Annotated in this window: 17 protein-coding genes; 13 read left to right on the top strand and 4 right to left on the bottom strand. The window is 63.8% G+C overall.

Features of this window, described 5'->3' with window-relative positions; all coding sequences use genetic code 11:
• The first annotated feature begins 61 nt into the window (after positions 1 to 61).
• The 4 genes from choW to EUU22_RS12320 all read left to right on the top strand — a co-directional run bounded on the left by choW (position 62) and on the right by EUU22_RS12320 (position 3,282).
• Complete coding sequence (gene choW, locus EUU22_RS12335) at positions 62 to 934, top strand: choline ABC transporter permease subunit (protein WP_129332282.1); 873 nt, start codon at positions 62 to 64, stop codon at positions 932 to 934.
• Complete coding sequence (choV, locus tag EUU22_RS12330) at positions 934 to 1,980, top strand: choline ABC transporter ATP-binding protein (RefSeq protein WP_129332281.1); 1,047 nt, start codon at positions 934 to 936, stop codon at positions 1,978 to 1,980. The genes choW and choV overlap by 1 nt, the downstream gene beginning before the upstream one ends.
• Positions 1,981 to 2,099: 119 nt before the next feature.
• Positions 2,100 to 2,849 carry a HugZ family pyridoxamine 5'-phosphate oxidase gene (locus EUU22_RS12325; protein WP_129332280.1) on the top strand — a complete coding sequence of 250 codons (750 nt, stop codon included), beginning with the start codon at positions 2,100 to 2,102 and terminating at the stop codon, positions 2,847 to 2,849.
• Between the two features lie 115 nt (positions 2,850 to 2,964).
• On the top strand, positions 2,965 to 3,282 hold the full coding sequence (locus tag EUU22_RS12320) for an ArsR/SmtB family transcription factor (RefSeq protein WP_129332835.1): 318 nt from the start codon (positions 2,965 to 2,967) through the stop codon (positions 3,280 to 3,282).
• Between the two features lie 92 nt (positions 3,283 to 3,374).
• Here EUU22_RS12320 and EUU22_RS12315 read toward each other — a convergent pair whose 3' ends face one another.
• Positions 3,375 to 3,659, bottom strand: a complete 285-nt coding sequence (locus EUU22_RS12315) for a hypothetical protein (protein ID WP_129332279.1) — start codon at positions 3,657 to 3,659, stop codon at positions 3,375 to 3,377.
• Here EUU22_RS12315 and aptA point away from each other — a divergent pair.
• A complete protein-coding gene (aptA, locus tag EUU22_RS12310; protein ID WP_129332278.1) occupies positions 3,658 to 4,986 on the top strand; it encodes an omega-aminotransferase AptA in 1,329 nt (442 codons plus the stop codon). The genes EUU22_RS12315 and aptA overlap by 2 nt on opposite strands.
• A 216-nt stretch (positions 4,987 to 5,202) precedes the next feature.
• Positions 5,203 to 6,309 carry a branched-chain amino acid ABC transporter substrate-binding protein gene (locus EUU22_RS12305; protein ID WP_129332277.1) on the top strand — a complete coding sequence of 369 codons (1,107 nt, stop codon included), beginning with the start codon at positions 5,203 to 5,205 and terminating at the stop codon, positions 6,307 to 6,309.
• A 101-nt stretch (positions 6,310 to 6,410) separates the two neighbouring features.
• Here the strand turns inward: EUU22_RS12305 and EUU22_RS12300 are convergent, their stop codons facing one another.
• On the bottom strand, positions 6,411 to 7,208 hold the full coding sequence (locus EUU22_RS12300) for an SDR family NAD(P)-dependent oxidoreductase (RefSeq protein ID WP_129332276.1): 798 nt from the start codon (positions 7,206 to 7,208) through the stop codon (positions 6,411 to 6,413).
• A 237-nt stretch (positions 7,209 to 7,445) separates the two neighbouring features.
• Here EUU22_RS12300 and EUU22_RS12295 point away from each other — a divergent pair, with 237 nt between their 5' ends.
• The 7 genes from EUU22_RS12295 (at position 7,446) to eglC (ending at position 13,986) form a co-directional block, all read left to right on the top strand.
• The gene (locus EUU22_RS12295; RefSeq protein ID WP_129332275.1) at positions 7,446 to 7,847 is read left to right on the top strand and encodes a rhodanese-like domain-containing protein; all 402 of its coding nucleotides are present in this window, start codon (positions 7,446 to 7,448) and stop codon (positions 7,845 to 7,847) included.
• 80 nt (positions 7,848 to 7,927) lie between these two features.
• Entirely contained in the window at positions 7,928 to 8,797 is an 870-nt protein-coding gene (locus EUU22_RS12290) for an aldose 1-epimerase family protein (protein ID WP_129332274.1), read from the top strand.
• A 3-nt stretch (positions 8,798 to 8,800) separates the two neighbouring features.
• On the top strand, positions 8,801 to 9,238 hold the full coding sequence (locus EUU22_RS12285; RefSeq protein ID WP_129332273.1) for an SAM-dependent methyltransferase: 438 nt from the start codon (positions 8,801 to 8,803) through the stop codon (positions 9,236 to 9,238).
• An 88-nt stretch (positions 9,239 to 9,326) separates the two neighbouring features.
• Positions 9,327 to 10,139, top strand: a complete 813-nt coding sequence (locus tag EUU22_RS12280; protein ID WP_129332272.1) for a cyclase family protein — start codon at positions 9,327 to 9,329, stop codon at positions 10,137 to 10,139.
• Positions 10,139 to 10,549 carry a carboxymuconolactone decarboxylase family protein gene (locus EUU22_RS12275; protein ID WP_129332271.1) on the top strand — a complete coding sequence of 137 codons (411 nt, stop codon included), beginning with the start codon at positions 10,139 to 10,141 and terminating at the stop codon, positions 10,547 to 10,549. Before EUU22_RS12280 ends, EUU22_RS12275 begins: the two co-directional genes overlap by 1 nt.
• Before the next feature lie 177 nt (positions 10,550 to 10,726).
• Positions 10,727 to 12,421, top strand: coding sequence for an adenine deaminase (gene ade / locus EUU22_RS12270; RefSeq protein ID WP_165351158.1), 1,695 nt, complete (start codon positions 10,727 to 10,729; stop codon positions 12,419 to 12,421).
• A 137-nt stretch (positions 12,422 to 12,558) separates the two neighbouring features.
• A complete protein-coding gene (gene eglC, locus EUU22_RS12265) occupies positions 12,559 to 13,986 on the top strand; it encodes an endo-1,3-1,4-beta-glycanase EglC (RefSeq protein WP_129332269.1) in 1,428 nt (475 codons plus the stop codon).
• Between the two features lie 40 nt (positions 13,987 to 14,026).
• Here the strand turns inward: eglC and aac(6') are convergent, their stop codons facing one another.
• Both aac(6') and bglA read right to left on the bottom strand, forming a co-directional pair.
• A complete protein-coding gene (gene aac(6'), locus EUU22_RS12260) occupies positions 14,027 to 14,467 on the bottom strand; it encodes an aminoglycoside 6'-N-acetyltransferase (protein WP_129332268.1) in 441 nt (146 codons plus the stop codon).
• Positions 14,468 to 14,469: 2 nt separating this feature from the next.
• Positions 14,470 to 16,134, bottom strand: a complete 1,665-nt coding sequence (gene bglA / locus EUU22_RS12255; RefSeq protein ID WP_129332267.1) for a beta-galactosidase BglA — start codon at positions 16,132 to 16,134, stop codon at positions 14,470 to 14,472.
• Positions 16,135 to 16,282 lie beyond the last annotated feature (148 nt).

Raw genomic sequence — 16,282 nt, 5'->3', positions numbered from 1 at the left:
TGGCACCATTCCCGCGCGAGCTTTATGAGCGTTTGTTTGGCGCCAGATTCCGGGAACATTCATGAACTTCTTGACCGACTACAAGATCCCGATCGGGGTTGGAGCGAAGGAAGTGGTCGCGTGGCTGACCACCAACCTTAAGATTTTCTTCGATGCGATTGCCGCGATCCTCAACGCGTCCATCAACGCCATGCTCTTCGTCCTGCAGGCACCGTACCTGAAAGGGACCGCGCTCGAAGACCTCTATCCGCTCTTCATGATCCTCGTCTTCACGGCGGTCGCCTGGTTCGTCAGACGTTCAGCGGGTGTCGCGACCTTCACGCTCATCGGCCTTCTCATCATCTACAACCAGGGCTACTGGAAAGAGACGATGGAAACGCTGGCGCTGGTGCTCGCGGCGACCGGCGTCTCGATGGTGGTCGGCGTCCCGATCGGCATCGCCTGCGCACGCCGTCCGTGGCTCTATGCCGGTGTTCGCCCGATGCTCGACCTCATGCAGACGATCCCGACCTTCGTCTACCTGATCCCCGCACTCATTCTCTTCGGCCTCGGCATGGTCCCCGGCCTCATCGCGACGGTCATCTTCGCCATCCCCGCTCCGATCCGCCTCACCCGGCTCGGCATCATCTCGACGCCGCCGTCGCTCGTTGAAGCGGCCCAGGCCTTCGGCGCCACGCCCTCCCAGGTGCTGCGCAAGGTCGAACTGCCCTTCGCGATGCCGCAGATCATGGCCGGCCTGACCCAGACCATCATGCTGTCGCTCTCGATGGTGGTCATCGCCGCGCTCGTCGGTGCAAGCGGGCTCGGCGTGCCGGTCGTGCGCGCGCTGAACACCGTCAACATCGCCAAGGGCTTCGATTCCGGTCTCTGCATCGTCATCCTGGCCATTATTCTCGACCGTATATTCCGGTCTTCCGACGAAGGAGACGCATGATGACCGCGGTCAAGTTCGACAACGTCTCCATCGTCTTCGGCGCCAACCCGGAGCGGGCGCTTGCACTGGTCGACAAGGGCAAGACGCGCGACGAGATCGGCACCGAGACCGGCCTGGTGCTCGGCGTCGCCAATGCCTCGCTCACCATCGAGGAAGGTGAAATCCTGGTGCTGATGGGGCTCTCGGGCTCCGGCAAGTCGACGCTGCTGCGCGCCGTCAACGCGCTCGCGCCGGTCGTGCGCGGCGACGTCAGCGTGTCCAACCGGGGCAAGTTCACCAATCCCTACAAGTGCGACCCCGCCGAACTGCGCGACCTGCGCATGCATTCCGTGTCGATGGTGTTCCAGCAATTCGGCCTCCTGCCCTGGCGGACGGTCGCCGAGAACGTCGGCTTCGGCCTCGAGCTCGCCGGCGTTCCGGATGCCGAACGCCACAAAATCGTCGGCGAGCAGCTCGAACTGGTCAACCTGACGGCCTGGGCGGGCCGCAAGGTGCAGGAACTGTCGGGCGGCATGCAGCAGCGTGTCGGCCTCGCCCGTGCCTTTGCCACCGGCGCGCCGATCCTTCTGATGGACGAGCCGTTCTCCGCGCTCGACCCGCTGATCCGCAACCGCCTGCAGGACGAGTTGCTCGAGTTCCAGAGCCGCCTGAAGAAGACCATTCTCTTCGTCAGCCACGACCTCGACGAAGCCTTCCGCATCGGCAACCGCATCGCCATCATGGAGGGCGGACGCATCATCCAGTGCGGCACGCCGCAGGAGATCGTCAAAAATCCCGCCGATCAGTACGTCGCGGACTTCGTCCAGCACATGAACCCGATCAACATGCTGACCGCTCGCGACGTCATGCGTATGGGCATCGACGGAACCGCCACACGCAGCGCTGTGATGGGTACGGCAAAGCCGGAAACGCCGCTCGTCGACATCCTCGACGCGATGGCGCGTCAACCTGGGGCAATCGGCGTGGTTGACAACGGCGCGGTCATCGGATCGATTTCCGCCGAAGACATCGTGGCCGGGCTGACGAGGCACCGGCAGAGAGGCTGAACGGCGCGAAGACAAGCGTCGGTGTCGCAGCGTTCGGCGGCACCGGTACGGATCGGGCGTCGTGCGAGCGACGGGGTGACTGCCGCCGGCCTTTCGCAGAGGAGAGGCGGGCGGAAGACATGACAGACAAACCATCGGTCATTCGGGAAACCGACGACGAGGCGCGCAGGCTCGCCCGAGGGCTGCTGCGCTCGGCCCGGTATGTCGCCCTCGCCGTCCTCGATCCGGAAACGGGATTTCCCGTCGTGAGCCGCGTGCTGCTCGGAACCGATACAGACGGTTCGGCGGTGATCCTCGTCTCGGCGCTCTCGGCGCACACGCGGGCCCTGAAGAACGATCCGCGCGCCTCGCTGCTGGCGGGCGTTCCCGGCAAGGGCGACCCCCTCGCCCATCCCCGCGTGACGGTCCAGTGCCTCGCCGAGGCCATCGATCGCGACAGCCCCGAGCATGGGCGGCTGCGGGCGCGCTTCATCGCCCGCCATCCGAAGTCCGGGCTCTACATCGACTTCGGCGACTTCGGTTTCTTCCGGCTCGTGCCGCAGTCGGCAAGCCTCAACGGCGGTTTCGGCCGCGCCTACCTCCTGACCGGCGAAGACTTCCGGATCGTCGCGCCGGAGGCGGGAGACATTGCCGGGAACGAGTCGGAGGCACTACAAGATTTAGCTAAAATGGCACCGGATCTGGCCAATGCGATCGCCACCGCCAAATGCGGTCAAAAGCCCGGAAAATGGGCGTTTTGCGGGCTCGACATGGCCGGAATCGACCTGATATGCGGAGATTCACTCATTCGTTACGAATTCAGTAGCTTAATTACTAGGCGCAAGGACCTGTTATCAGCTCTGACTAATACAGAAAAACCGATACCTTAAATTTAGGCATATACAATTTTTCTTGGATCGCTAGAGTTTCGTTGCGGCTTAATTGACTGATTGTAAACGACACTTTCGCAACTGGAAGGTGGCGTACATAGGGAAGACTGAACGTATGAAAACCAAATCATTGTCCGAACAATCAACCGTTGCTGCAGGACTTCTGTCCGCGATGGCAAATCCCAAGCGACTTATGATCCTCTGCAGCCTCGTCAAGGGTGAGGTGCCGGTTGGCGTTCTCGCAACCCAGGTCGGGCTCAGCCAGTCGGCGCTGTCCCAGCATCTGTCGAAGTTGCGTGCGCAGAAGCTCGTGAAGACACGGCGCGACGCGCAGACGATTTATTATTCCAGTTCGTCGGAATCCGTCATCAAGATTCTTGAGACGCTGGAAGACATTTATTGCGAGGCAAATGCTAACAAGACGGCCGCATAAGCAAGAAGCCCACATGAGGGGGACGAAGAAGCTGTCGAAAGGGCACTGAACGCCCGCGTTCGATACAGCGGCGATTTCAACTGACGAGCATGCTAATGACGCTGGCCGGTGGATCCACGATCTGCCGGCCATTGTTTTTCACGGCGATCGCGGGAGGCGCGAAGGATGGTCGTCAATCCCGCTGAAAGCCCGCCCTTTCCAGCGAGTTTCCGAGCGCACCCATAACCGGAAAACAGGGCATCCATGACGTTTTGTGATGCCGGGTTGACGCTTGTCCATGCCTTGATAATTTGGCCCTGCCATTCGCTTTTTTCGGCAGTTTTGCAGCCAATCGGGAAATGGCCGCCCGCAAAATCAACGGCCATGGAGAGCATCATGTCCAACCGCCTGAATTCCACCCCCAACGATCTGCGCGCCTTCTGGATGCCGTTTACCGCCAACCGGCAGTTCAAGAAAGCGCCGCGCCTCTTCGTCGGGGCGAAGGATATGTACTACACCACGCATGATGGACGACAGGTCCTCGACGGCACAGCCGGTCTCTGGTGCGTGAACGCCGGTCACTGCCGTCCGCAGATCACCGAGGCAATCCGGGAGCAGGCCGGCGAACTCGACTACGCACCGGCCTTCCAGCTCGGCCATCCGAAGGCCTTCGAGCTCGCCAACCGGCTGGTCGACATTGCTCCGGACGGCATGAGCCACGTCTTCTACACCAATTCTGGCTCCGAGTCGGTCGACACCGCGCTGAAGATCGCACTCGCCTACCAGCGCGTGAAGGGTGAAGGCACCCGCACCCGCCTGATTGGCCGCGAGCGCGGCTATCACGGCATCAACTTCGGCGGCATGTCGGTCGGCGGCATCGTCGGCAACCGCAAGATGTTCGGCACCCTGCTGACCGGCGTCGACCATATCCGCCATACCCACCAGCCGGACAAGAACGCCTTCACCAAGGGGCAGCCGGAATACGGTGCGGACCTCGCCGACGATCTGGAACGTCTGGTTAACCTGCACGACGCCTCGACCATCGCAGCCGTCATCGTCGAGCCGGTCGCCGGCTCCACCGGCGTCCTGATCCCGCCGAAGGGCTACCTGCAGCGCCTGCGCGAAATCTGCGACAAGTATGGCATCTTGCTGATCTTCGACGAAGTCATCACGGGCTTCGGCCGCCTCGGCACGCCGTTCGCCACGCAGTATTTCGACGTCAAGCCGGACATCATCACCACCGCCAAGGGCCTCACCAACGGCGTGATCCCGATGGGCGCCGTCTTCGTCACCTCCGAGATCCACGACGCCTTCATGACCGGCCCCGAACATCTCATCGAGTTCGCCCACGGCTACACCTATTCCGGCAACCCGATCGCGTCCGCGGCCGGCATCGGCACGCTCAACACCTATCGTGACGAAGGGCTGCTCACCCGCGCCTCCGAGCTTGCTCCCTACTGGGAAGAACAGCTCCATTCGCTGCGCGATTGCCCGAACGTGATCGATATCCGCAATATCGGCCTCATCGGCGCAATCGAGCTCGCCCCGATCGCCGGCGAGCCGACCAAGCGCGCCTTCAACGCCTTCCTGAAGGCCTATGAAGACGGGCTGCTGATCCGCACCACCGGCGACATCATCGCCCTGTCGCCGCCGCTGATCATCACCAAGGAGCAGATCGACGAACTCTTCGGCAAGCTCCGCAAGGTTCTGCTGAACAACATCTGATCCACAAGATCCCTCCCCCGCCCGGCGGGGGAGGCTACCCCGCCGGCGCGCCTTTGCACGCAAGGCATGTTACCTTTCCTCGCCTTTCACGCTATTGTCGCATCCGCGACTTCGATAGCCATCAACGAAGCACCGATCCGGCAGTTCCCGAACCGGAAGCCGCGGGAGACGAACGGTGCCGAGCCCGGGCCGAAGGGCCCATCCAAGGAGACGAAAATGAACCTGAAACTCTTGACGGGCACCGCCCTGGTTGCCTCGCTGGCATTCGTACAAGCAGCCCATGCCGAAATCGTCCTCGGCCTGATCGCACCGCTGACCGGCCCGGTCGCCGCCTATGGCGAGCAGGTGAAGAACGGCGCCGAAACCGCCGTCAAGGAAATCAACAAGAACGGCGGCATTCTCGGCGAGCAGGTCGTCCTGAAGGTCGCCGACGACGCCGGTGAACCGAAACAGGGCGTTTCGGCAGCGAACCAGCTGGTCGGCGAAGGCGTCCGCTTCGTCGTCGGCCCGGTGACCTCGGGTGTCGCCATTCCGGCCTCCGACGTCCTTGCCGAAAACGGCGTCCTCATGGTGACGCCGACCGCTACCGCCCCGGACCTCACCAACCGCGGCCTCACCAACATCCTGCGCACCTGCGGCCGTGACGACCAGCAGGCGGAAGTCGCCGCGAAATACGTGCTCGGCGCGTTCAAGGGCAAGAAGATCGCCATCATCAACGACAAGGGCCAGTACGGCAAAGGTCTCGCCGACGCCTTCAAGAAGACGCTGAACGAAGGCGGCATCACTGAAGTCTTCAACGACGCACTCACGCCTGGGGACAAGGACTTCAGCGCGCTGACCACCCGCCTCAAGGCCGAGAACGTCGACGTCGTCTACTTCGGCGGTTACCATCCGGAGGCCGGCCTGCTCGTCCGCCAGATGCGCGACGTCAACGTCAACGCGACGCTGATCGGCGGCGACGGCCTGTCGAACACCGAGTTCTGGACGATCGGCACCGAAGCCGCGGCCGGCACTGTCTTCACCAATGCCTCCGATGCGTTGAAGAACCCGGACTCGAAGGCAGCCGCCGATGCGCTCGCCGCCGCCAACATTCCGGCCGAAGCCTTTACCCTCAACGCCTATGCGGCCGTCGAAGTATTGAAGGCCGGCATCGAGAAGGCCGGAAGCGCCGAAGATGCGGAAGCCGTCGCAACGGCGCTGAAGAGCGGCGAACCGATCGCAACCGCGATCGGCAAGGTCACCTATGGCGAAACCGGCGACCTCACTTCGCAGGCCTTCTCGCTCTACAAGTGGGAAGACGGCAAGATCGTCCCGGCCGAGTAGGGTCGCGAAACGACAGAGAATCGGGAAGGCGGCTGGCGACAGAGCCGCCTTCTTGCGTTTTGGGCGAGGCAGGGAACGCCCGTGACCGGTCTGTCGCCGCCTCAGTCGGCGATCATGCCCGAGGTGAGGTTCACATAGGCGGCCGTCATGGCGCGCGCCCTGTCCGACATCAGGAAGGCCGCCGTCTGGGCGACGTCCTTCAGCGTCGGCAGACGTCCGAGCATGGTGGTGCCGGCCGCCGCGCCGAGCCATTCATCGACGGTCATGCCCATTGCGGCCGCCTTCGGCGCAAACAGCTTCGCCGTATAGGAGCCGGCCTTCGGCGCATCGGAGAGCGCGTGCGGACCGAGACAGACTGCGCGGATGTTGCGCGGGCCGAGTTCGGCGGCGAGCACCCGCGTAAAGGCTTCGACGCCGGCGGACGCGACGCTGTTTCCGAGATGACCCGGCACGGCGGTGCGACCGCCCGGCGTCGTCAGCGTCAGCACGAGACCCTGGCGCCTCTTGCCCATATGCGGCAGTGTGGCCGTCGTGGTGTTGAACAGCGACGTGAGAACGCCGTGGACCGGGGTCATGAAGGTGCCGAGATCGAGAGTATCGATTTGCGAGCCCTGGTCATGCGGCACACTCGTCGCGTCCATCACCACGTCGATCTCGTCCACCTGCGCCGCGATCTGAACGATGGAGCGGGCGACCATATCCGCCTGCTGCGTATCCACGACGAAGGTCGCCGGCATCCCCTGCCCTATGTCGAGCGACGACGCCGCCGCCGCGAGGCGCTGCGCATCCCGTGCGCCGATGAAAACCCTGGCGCCCTCGGAGAGGCAAGCGCCGGCGACCGCGGAACCTATCGCTCCCGAGCCGCCGAAAATGACAATGTTCTTGTTGGAGAGAAGCATGGAAACCTCCGCGGGATGGTGCGAACGGCAGGCCCTGCCGCACATCACAGACATAATTCAACCATATGGTTGAATGTTGCCTTTCATAGACCGTTTCAGCAAGATAGTCAACCACATGGTTGAATGTATAGTGCTGCCTCAGACCAAGGCATCCGGTGACAGCGACGGCCGGGCTGCTATGGTCCCATGCGGCGACAGAACGGGAGAGCGGCGTCCTTGCGCCGTAGGAGGACAGGAATGAAGAAGGGGTACAAAGCCCTGCTCGACGAGGCGAATGCGGTCGTCGAGGCAATTGACGCGGCAGAGGCGAGGACACTGCACGGGCGCGGCGACGTGATCTTCGTCGACCTGCGGGATCCGCGGGAGCGGGAACGGGAAGGCACGATTGAAGGTGCCTTCTCCTGTCCGCGCGGCATGCTGGAATTCTGGATCGACCCCGAGAGCCCGTACCACAAGCCCGTTTTCGCCGGGAACAGTCGCTTCGTCTTCTTCTGCGCGAGCGGCTGGCGCTCTGCGCTCGCGACGAAGACGGCGCAGGAGATGGGGCTCGAGAGCGTCTGCCATCTGGAGGGCGGCTTCACCGCATGGCGGACGGCCGGCCATCCGGTCGAGGCAGTAGCGGCGAAACCGCGGACGTAAACCGGGACGCGCCGCGTGTTGGCGCTGGCGACGGCCGGTACCCATGCGCTATGGTCGGCACGTGAAAGGCGGGTGTGACCATGTCCGAGACAATTCTGATCGAGAACGAAGAGCTTGCCGTCGAAGTGCATCCTCTCGGTGCCGAGATGCAGTCGCTGCGAACCGCAGACGGTCGCGATTTTCTCTGGAACGGCGATGCCCGATGGTGGACGGGTCGCTCGCCGATCCTGTTTCCGATCGTCGGCAAGGCGCCGGGCGACCTCATCGCCGTCAACGGCAAGACCTATCCCATGGCGCAGCACGGCTTTGCCCGGCGACGCGTCTTCGACCTCATCGATCGCACGAAAGCTGCCTGCCGGCATCGCCTCGTCTCGACGGAGGCGACACGTGAGGTCTATCCCTTCGATTTCAGCCTCGTGGTCGAGCATCGCCTCGACGGCCGGACCCTGACCGTTACCGCCGAGGTGAACAATCCGGGAGAGAGCCCGCTGCCCTTCGGCATCGGCTTTCACCCGGCCTTTCTCTGGCCCCTGCCCGGCGCGGCAGGCAAGACGCATCGGGTGATCCTCGACAACGGCGCCGAACCGGGCGTCATACAACTGGAGAACGGCCTGATCGGAAAGACTCTGCACGGCTCGCCCTTCGAGGCGGGACGGCTGGAGCTCGAACCTTCACTCTTCGAAAACGATGCGCTGATCTTCCCCGAAGACGCCGGCACCGGCCTCGCCTACGGTGCGGACGACGGACCGAAGCTCCACTTCATCTTCGAAAACCTGCCCAATGTGGCGCTCTGGCAGAAACCCGGCGCCCCCTTCCTCTGTATCGAGCCCTGGCACGGCATGGCGGCCCATGCCGGCGGCACGGCCGAACTGGTCGAGAGACCCTATACGGTGGCTCTGGCGGCGGGCGAGAGCATGCGTTTCGGGTTTGCGGTCGAGATCAGGGAATAGACGATGGCGGCAAAGGCATCGCAACGTCACGTCGAGATCGCCGATGCCCTGCCGCTGACGTCCGGCATGCGTATCCTCGAGATCGGCTGCGGCCCCGGCGTCCTCGCCCGCCTCATCGCCGAGCGGCTGTCGGGCGCGTGCTTCATCCTCGGCATCGACCGGTCCGCCAAGGCCGTCGACGCGGCGCGTGCCTCGCTCGCCGCCTTCACTTTCCCGAATGCCCTGTCCTTCCGGCAGGCGAGCGCCGAGGAATTCGCGCTGGGTGACGGCGAGGACCCGTTCGATCTTGCCGTGGCGATCCGTGTCGGCGCCCTCGACGGGCGCCACCCCGAAGCCGGAGAGCAGGCTTTGAAAAGGATCGCCGCCGCTCTCGCACCGCACGGCAGGCTGTTTATCGACGGAGGCAAGCCGCTGAAGGAACTGGCGCTTCCCTCCGCCTGACCCGCTCTCGGGCCGGCCCTGCCACTTGCCGAACCCTCCCCATCCGCTACTCTCTCCCTGCCAGTCCATTTGGAGAGGATGAAACCCGATGTGCAATCATTGCGTGATCGAGAATGTGAAGCAGAACATGCTGTCGCGACGCTCCCTGTTCACGGGCATGGCGATTGCGGGCGCCGCGGTCGTCGGGAGCGGCGTGAAGACGCCGGTGCTGGCACAGCAGAGCCCGGGCAAGGTGGTGGACCTGACCCACGCCTATGACGGGTCCTTCCCGACCTTCGACGGCAATCCCGGCATCGAATACGAGTGGGCCGTGGAGATCGCGAAGAACGGCTACCAGATCCACAAGCTGACGATCTTCGAACACACCGGCACGCACATCGACGCACCGTTCCATTTCAGCGCCGACGGCAAGAGCGTCGACCAGATCGAACCGGAAAAGCTGGTGGCGCCGCTCGCCATCATCGACATAACCGACAAGGCGAAGGACGACGCCAACGCGACGGTCGAGGCCGCTGACATCGAGGCCTGGATCAGCGCCAACGGCGAGATCCCGAAGGGTGCCGTGGTGGCACTACGATCCGGTTGGTCGAAGAAGGTGACCGACCCATCCTTCCGGACGGACGGCGCCGGCAAGTTTGCCTTCCCCGGCTTCGGGAAGTCGGCAACCGATCTGCTCGCGACGCTCGACGTCGCCGCCATCGGCGTCGACACGCTGTCGCTCGACCCTGGCAACTCGGCCGACTTCGCCGTGCACAACACCTGGCTGCCGGCCGGGCGCTACGGGATCGAATGCCTGAACAACCTCGAAGAGCTGCCGGTCAAGGGCGCGACGATCGTCGTCGGCGCACCGAAGCACAAGGGCGGCACCGGCGGCCCTGCCCGCATTCTGGCGCTTGTCTGATGGCGGTCTTTCCCCTGCTCACCGACAAGGAGGCGAGTGCGGAAGCGCTCGCCGTCTTCAACGAAATCCGCGAACGCCGCGGGACCGATTACGTCAACAACTTCTGGCGGGTCCTGGCCCATGATCCGACCCAGCTTCGGGCCGTCTGGGAGAAGGCGCAATCGGTCATGGCACCGGGCGCGCTCGACCCTCTGGTGAAGGAGCTGATCTATATCGCCGTGTCCGTCGTCAATGGCTGCAGCTATTGCATCCACTCCCATTCGGCGGCGGCCAGGGTGAAAGGTCTGACGCCGCAGATGCATGCCGAGCTCCTCGACGTCATCGCGCTCGCCAGCCAGACCAATGCGCTCGCGGTCGCGCTCGGCGTCCCCGTCGACGCCCGCTTCGATGCGGCGCAAGCCGCGGACTGATAGGTCGGGCAGATTTCGACGACGGAACGGCTGACGGAAACCGATTCGACCTGGCGCCGGGACGACGGCGCCGCACGAGGAGGCGTTTGCCAAAGCAACGCCGACAGCTCGGCCCTTCCCCACGCCCCTCGTCAGCCGCTACAGTGATGCCGGATGGACAAGAATCGGAGACGCCGCATGACCGACCTCGAACGCCGCATCGATCAGGGAACGGGACGCGAGCCGGCCGATATCGTGCTCAAGGGCGGGCGCTTCTTCGATCTCGTTACCGGGGAACTCGTGGCATCCGACATCGCGATCTGCGGTGGCACGGTGGTCGGCACATGCGGCGATTATCGCGGTCGCGAGGAAATCGACATTTCCGGCCGCATCGCCGTGCCGGGCTTCATCGACACCCATCTCCACATCGAAAGCTCGCTGGTGACACCCCACGAGTTCGACCGCTGTGTGCTGCCTTACGGCGTAACGACCGTCATCTGCGATCCGCACGAGATCGCCAATGTGCTCGGCACCGAGGGCATCCAGTTCTTCCTCGACAGCGCGCTGGAAACGATCATGGACATCCGTGTCCAGCTCTCCTCCTGCGTTCCGGCGACCCATCTCGAAACCTCCGGCGCCGACCTGCCGATCGAGCGGCTCCTGCCCTTCCGCAGCCATCCGAAGGTCATCGGGCTTGCCGAATTCATGAATTTTCCGGGCGTGATCCACAAGGATCCCGTCTGCATGGCCAAGCTCGAAGCCTTCCAAGGCGGCCATATCGACGGCCATTCGCCGCTTCTCTCCGGCAACGACCTGAACGGCTATCTCTCAGCCGGCATCCGCACCGACCATGAGTGCACCACCGCCACGGAAGCGCTCGAAAAGATCCGCAAGGGCATGCACATCCTCGTGCGCGAGGGGTCCGTGTCGAAGGATCTCCACGCCCTGATGCCGATCCTCACTGAACGGCTCTCGCCCTTCCTCGCGCTCTGCACCGACGACCGCAACCCGCTCGACATCGCCGAACAGGGCCATCTCGACTACATGATCCGCGAGGCGATCAGAAACGGGGTCGAGCCGATCGCCGTCTACCGCGCCGCCTCGATTTCCGCCGCACGCGCCTTCGGGCTCCGCGACCGCGGTCTCGTCGCGCCGGGCTGGCGGGCCGACCTCGTCGTCGTCGACAGCCTCGAAAACTGCCAGGCCGAGATGGTGTTTGCCGCCGGCCGGCGTGTGACGCCCGAACTCTTCGCCACCCGCAAGCCGGTCGCCCCCGTCGGCCTGGACAGCGTCAAGGCGCGGATCGTGAAGGCGGCCGACTTCGGCGTGCCGGTGACGGAACGCGAGACGCCCGTGATCGGCGTCCTGCCCGGCAAGATCATCACCGAACACCGTCGCTACCGTCTGCCGACCTCCGGCAACCAGACCGCCGTCGATCTCGACCGCGACATCATCAAGGTCGCCGTCATCGAGCGCCACGGCAAGAACGGCAACCACGCCAACGGCTTCGTCCAGGGCTTCGGGCTGAAACGCGGCGCGATCGCTTCGACCGTCGGGCACGACAGCCACAATATCTGCGTCGTCGGCGTCAACGAGGATGACATGGCGCTCGCCGCCAACCGCCTCGGCGAGATCAAGGGCGGCTTCGTGGTGGTCGATGGCGGCAAGGTGACGGGCGAAATCGCCCTCCCCGTCGCGGGGCTGATGAGCCTCGAACCCTACGAGACCGTGCGCGACACGCTCCATCATCTCCGCCAGGCGGCCTATGCGCTCGGCACCACGCTCCAGGAACCCTTCCTGCAGGTCGCCTTCCTGCCGCTGCCGGTCATCCCGCATCTGAAGATTTCCGACCGCGGCATGGTCGACGTCGACAAGTTCATGCTGCTCGTGTGAAACGAGGTCGCGGACACCGCTGAGGGAACCTTTTCGCACCTGCGAGATTTTTATTCAGTACGCATACTGACGAATGTGCATCCGCATGCTACGGTTGCACAAGGTGGGCTTGGGGATCGGAAACGAAAGAGGTACCCATGGCCCGATCCGTAGAAAACGCCCTCGGCATTCCCCTCTATTACAGCGGCACCTCCACCGCCTGGTTCTCCGCGACCGGCTCCGGCCCGAGCCTTTACGGCACGGCGGGCAATGATTCGATCTGGGGAGACAGTTCGGTCAACGTCACCATGTACGGCGGCACCGGCGACGACATCTACTATCTCTACTCGACGATCAACCGCGCCGTGGAAGCACCGGGCGAAGGCATCGACACGATCAAGACCTGGATGAGCTACACGCTGCCGGAGAACTTCGAGAACCTCAGCGTCACCGGCGATGTCCGCCACGCCTTCGGCAACGACCTCGACAACATCATCAGCGGCTCTTCGAACCGCCAGACCTTCGACGGCGGTGCCGGCAACGACGTGCTGACCGGTGGCGGCGGCGCGGACATCTTCATCGTCGACAAGGGCAACGGCAGTGACCTCATCACCGATTTCCGCGCCGACGACACGATCCGCCTCGAAGGCTATGCCTTCACCTCCTTCGCCGAGGTCTCCTCTCACCTGACCCAGGAAGGTACCGACGTTCGGCTCGATCTCGGCGACGGCGAAAGCCTCGTCTTCGCGGACGTCGCGGTCGGAGATCTCGGGGCAAACCAGTTCCGGCTCTCCCTCGATCGCTCCCATCTGACGCAGACCTTCTCGGATGACTTCAACACTCTCTCGCTGAACGACGGCAGCGGCGGGACATGGGACCCGAAGTTCTGGTGGGCGCCAGAGAAGGGAAGCTCCCTTGCCGGCAATGGCGAGCTGCAATGGTACATCAACCCGGCCTATGAAGGCACGTCGGAGGTCAATCCTTTCTCCGTGGAAAACGGCGTCCTTACGATCACCGCCGAACAGGCGCCCCCATCCATCCAGTCCGAAATCGAGGGCTATGACTACACCTCGGGCATGCTGACGACCTATTCCTCCTTCGCGCAGACCTACGGCTATTTCGAAATCCGCGCCGACATGCCGGACGAACAGGGAACCTGGCCGGCCTTCTGGCTGCTGCCGGCAGACGGCTCCTGGCCACCGGAACTCGACGTCGTGGAGATGCGGGGACAGGACCCGAATACCGTGCATGTGAGTGTCCATTCGAACGAGACCGGCCAGCGCACCACCACCTCGACCGCGGTACAGGTTTCCGGCACCGAGGGCTTTCACAATTACGGCGTGCTTTGGACGGAAGAGGAGATTGTCTGGTACTTCGACGACGTAGCCGTCGCACGCGCCGATACGCCGGCCGACATGCACGATCCGATGTACATGATCGTCAACCTCGCCGTCGGCGGATCGGCCGGAACACCTGCCGACGGACTTGCGGGTGGCGCCGAAATGCAGATCGACTACATCAAGGCCTATTCGCTCGACGACGTCATGCCGGCGCAGCAACAGCAGACTTCGGAGTGGCTGCTTTAGGCAACAGCGACTGACGACAGGAGACGGAAAGCGGAGCCGGTCACAGCTCCTTGCGGAAATAGACCACCCTTTCCGTCTCCTCGAAACCGAGATGCCTGTGCATCAGGTGCGAAATCGTATTCGCAAGTTCGGCGTCGGAGGCGAGTTCGCGCACGCCGATCTCGCGCGCCCAGTCCTCGACGGCGGCGACGAGCCGCCTGGCGACGCCGCGACGGCGGTACTCGGGCGCGACGAAGATGCCTTCGAGAAAGACGACCGGCGAGGTTTCGCAACCATTGACATAATCCTGACGAAGGCTCGCCTCGGCAAAGCCGGAGACGCTGCCATCCTCCTCGCAGAGGAAGACGGCGAACTGGTCGGGAGCCTCCTGCATCGCGGCCTGCTCGTCGACAAGCTCATCCGGCGATATCTCCGGCCAGAGCTGCAGGCGCAACCTGCCCCACGCGGCCAAATCGTCGACACTCGCCCGGCGGACCTTCATGCTCAAACCCTCATGCAGCAACCGTCGAGGGCGCCGAGCCGCAGATGCCCCTTTTCGACACGTCCCGAGCAGCCGGGCAGCGCCAGCACCTCCTTGACCGTGAAATGGGCCGGCAGAGCCACCTCCTGCGGTCCACGACGCATGTTGAAGACGAAGAGCAGCCGTTCCTTGCCCTTGTCGCGGACAAAAGCGAGGACATCCTCCTCCATGTCCACGAAGGTCAGCCCGCCCTCGATGATCGCCGGATGCGCCTTGCGGAAGGCAAGCGCCCGACGATAGTGGTTGAGAAGGGAAGCCTCCGCGGCCTCCTGCACCTCGACCGACAGAGCCTTGTGCTCGCGCGGCACCGGCAGCCATGACTTGTGTCCCGACGAAAAGCCGGCATGGTTGCCGCCGGACGTCCAGACCATCGGCGTGCGACACCCGTCGCGGCCCTTGTAAGCCGGCCAGAACCGGATGCCGTAGGGGTCGCGCAGGTCCTCGAAGGAAAGCTCCGCTTCCGGCAACCCCAACTCTTCCCCCTGATAGAGGCAGATGGAGCCACGCAAAGCGGCAAGGATGCTGATCGAGAGCCTTGCCACGGCCTCGCGCTCGTCGGTCGCTTGCGCGAACCGGCTGGCGTGGCGGGTGACGTCGTGATTGGAAAAGGCCCAGCAGATCCACCCGTCGGAGATCATCTCCTCCGCCGCGCCGACGCACGCACGGATGTGGTTCGCGGTGAAGTCCGGCGAGAGAAGGTCGAAGGTGTAGCACATGTGCAGCTTGTCGCCGCCGCCGGTATAGGCTGCGACGGTCTTCAGCGAGCGAGCGCCATCTCCCACCTCGCCGACCGTCGTGCGCCCCGGATAGCGATCGATCAGCGCCCTCAGCCTTTCGAGGAAGACGAGGTTCTCCGGCTGTGTCTTGTCGTAGAGGTGGTTCTGCATCCCGTAGGGATTGACGTCGGGCGCGTCGAGACCCGGCGCGTCGTCGTCCTTCACCATCGCCGGATTGTCCCGGAGCTCCCGGTCGTGGAAGAAGTAGTTGACGGTGTCGAGGCGGAAGCCGTCTACCCCCCGCTTGAGCCAGAACTCGACCACCTTGAGGAGCGCCGCCTGAACCTCCGGATTGTGGAAGTTGAGGTCCGGCTGGCTCGCGAGGAAATTGTGCATGTAATACTGCTTGCGCACGCCGTCCCACTCCCAGGCCGGCCCGCCGAACACCGAGAGCCAGTTGTTGGGCGCCGTACCGTCCGGCTTCGGGTCGGCCCAGACATACCAGTCCGCCTTCGGATTGTTGCGATGCGCGCGACTTTCCTCGAACCAGGGATGCCGGTCGGAGGTATGTGACAGAACCTGGTCGATGATGACCTTGAGGCCCAGCCGGTGCGCCTCCTTCATCAGTTCGTCGAAATCGGCGAGCGTCCCGAACATCGGGTCGACGTCGCAATAGTCGGCGACGTCATAGCCCATGTCGGCCATCGGCGACGTGAAGAAGGGCGAGAGCCAGATGGCATCCACCCCAAGCGAGGCGATGTAGCCGAGCCGCTGCGTCACCCCCTTGAGATCGCCGATACCGTCGCCGTTCGTGTCCTGGAAGGATCGCGGATAGACCTGGTAGATCGTGGCGCCCCGCCACCAGTCCGGTTGGCTGGTTCGGGTACTGCTTTTGCGGTCGGGAGAGGGCATCGAGACTCTTTCGGTTCTGGCCGGTCGGAATTCTTTGCAGGCAGTATAGGCGAAGGCGGCAACGAGGCCAGCACCCGGTGTTGTGAACAGGCGTGTGACATCAACCTGTAACACTGCGGCCACATAAAGCCTGAAGAAAGCGGAGGGT

The sequence above is a fragment of the Ciceribacter ferrooxidans genome (genome assembly GCF_004137355.1).
GTDB lineage: Bacteria > Pseudomonadota > Alphaproteobacteria > Rhizobiales > Rhizobiaceae > Allorhizobium > Allorhizobium ferrooxidans.
This window is presented reverse-complemented; position numbering and strand designations above follow the sequence as displayed.

Bases quoted from the DNA above. Each gene is read 5' to 3' on its own strand.
- aptA (WP_129332278.1), top strand. From the start codon at position 3,658: ATGTCCAACCGCCTGAATTCCACCCCCAACGATCTGCGCGCCTTCTGG.
- eglC (WP_129332269.1), top strand. From the start codon at position 12,559: ATGGCCCGATCCGTAGAAAACGCCCTCGGCATTCCCCTCTATTACAGC.
- choV (WP_129332281.1), top strand. From the start codon at position 934: ATGACCGCGGTCAAGTTCGACAACGTCTCCATCGTCTTCGGCGCCAAC.
- EUU22_RS12325 (WP_129332280.1), top strand. From the start codon at position 2,100: ATGACAGACAAACCATCGGTCATTCGGGAAACCGACGACGAGGCGCGC.
- EUU22_RS12290 (WP_129332274.1), top strand. From the start codon at position 7,928: ATGTCCGAGACAATTCTGATCGAGAACGAAGAGCTTGCCGTCGAAGTG.
- choW (WP_129332282.1), top strand. From the start codon at position 62: ATGAACTTCTTGACCGACTACAAGATCCCGATCGGGGTTGGAGCGAAG.
- EUU22_RS12315 (WP_129332279.1), bottom strand. From the start codon at position 3,659: ATGATGCTCTCCATGGCCGTTGATTTTGCGGGCGGCCATTTCCCGATT.
- EUU22_RS12300 (WP_129332276.1), bottom strand. From the start codon at position 7,208: ATGCTTCTCTCCAACAAGAACATTGTCATTTTCGGCGGCTCGGGAGCG.
- EUU22_RS12275 (WP_129332271.1), top strand. From the start codon at position 10,139: ATGGCGGTCTTTCCCCTGCTCACCGACAAGGAGGCGAGTGCGGAAGCG.
- EUU22_RS12305 (WP_129332277.1), top strand. From the start codon at position 5,203: ATGAACCTGAAACTCTTGACGGGCACCGCCCTGGTTGCCTCGCTGGCA.
- EUU22_RS12280 (WP_129332272.1), top strand. From the start codon at position 9,327: ATGTGCAATCATTGCGTGATCGAGAATGTGAAGCAGAACATGCTGTCG.
- EUU22_RS12320 (WP_129332835.1), top strand. From the start codon at position 2,965: ATGAAAACCAAATCATTGTCCGAACAATCAACCGTTGCTGCAGGACTT.
- bglA (WP_129332267.1), bottom strand. From the start codon at position 16,134: ATGCCCTCTCCCGACCGCAAAAGCAGTACCCGAACCAGCCAACCGGAC.
- ade (WP_165351158.1), top strand. From the start codon at position 10,727: ATGACCGACCTCGAACGCCGCATCGATCAGGGAACGGGACGCGAGCCG.
- EUU22_RS12285 (WP_129332273.1), top strand. From the start codon at position 8,801: ATGGCGGCAAAGGCATCGCAACGTCACGTCGAGATCGCCGATGCCCTG.
- EUU22_RS12295 (WP_129332275.1), top strand. From the start codon at position 7,446: ATGAAGAAGGGGTACAAAGCCCTGCTCGACGAGGCGAATGCGGTCGTC.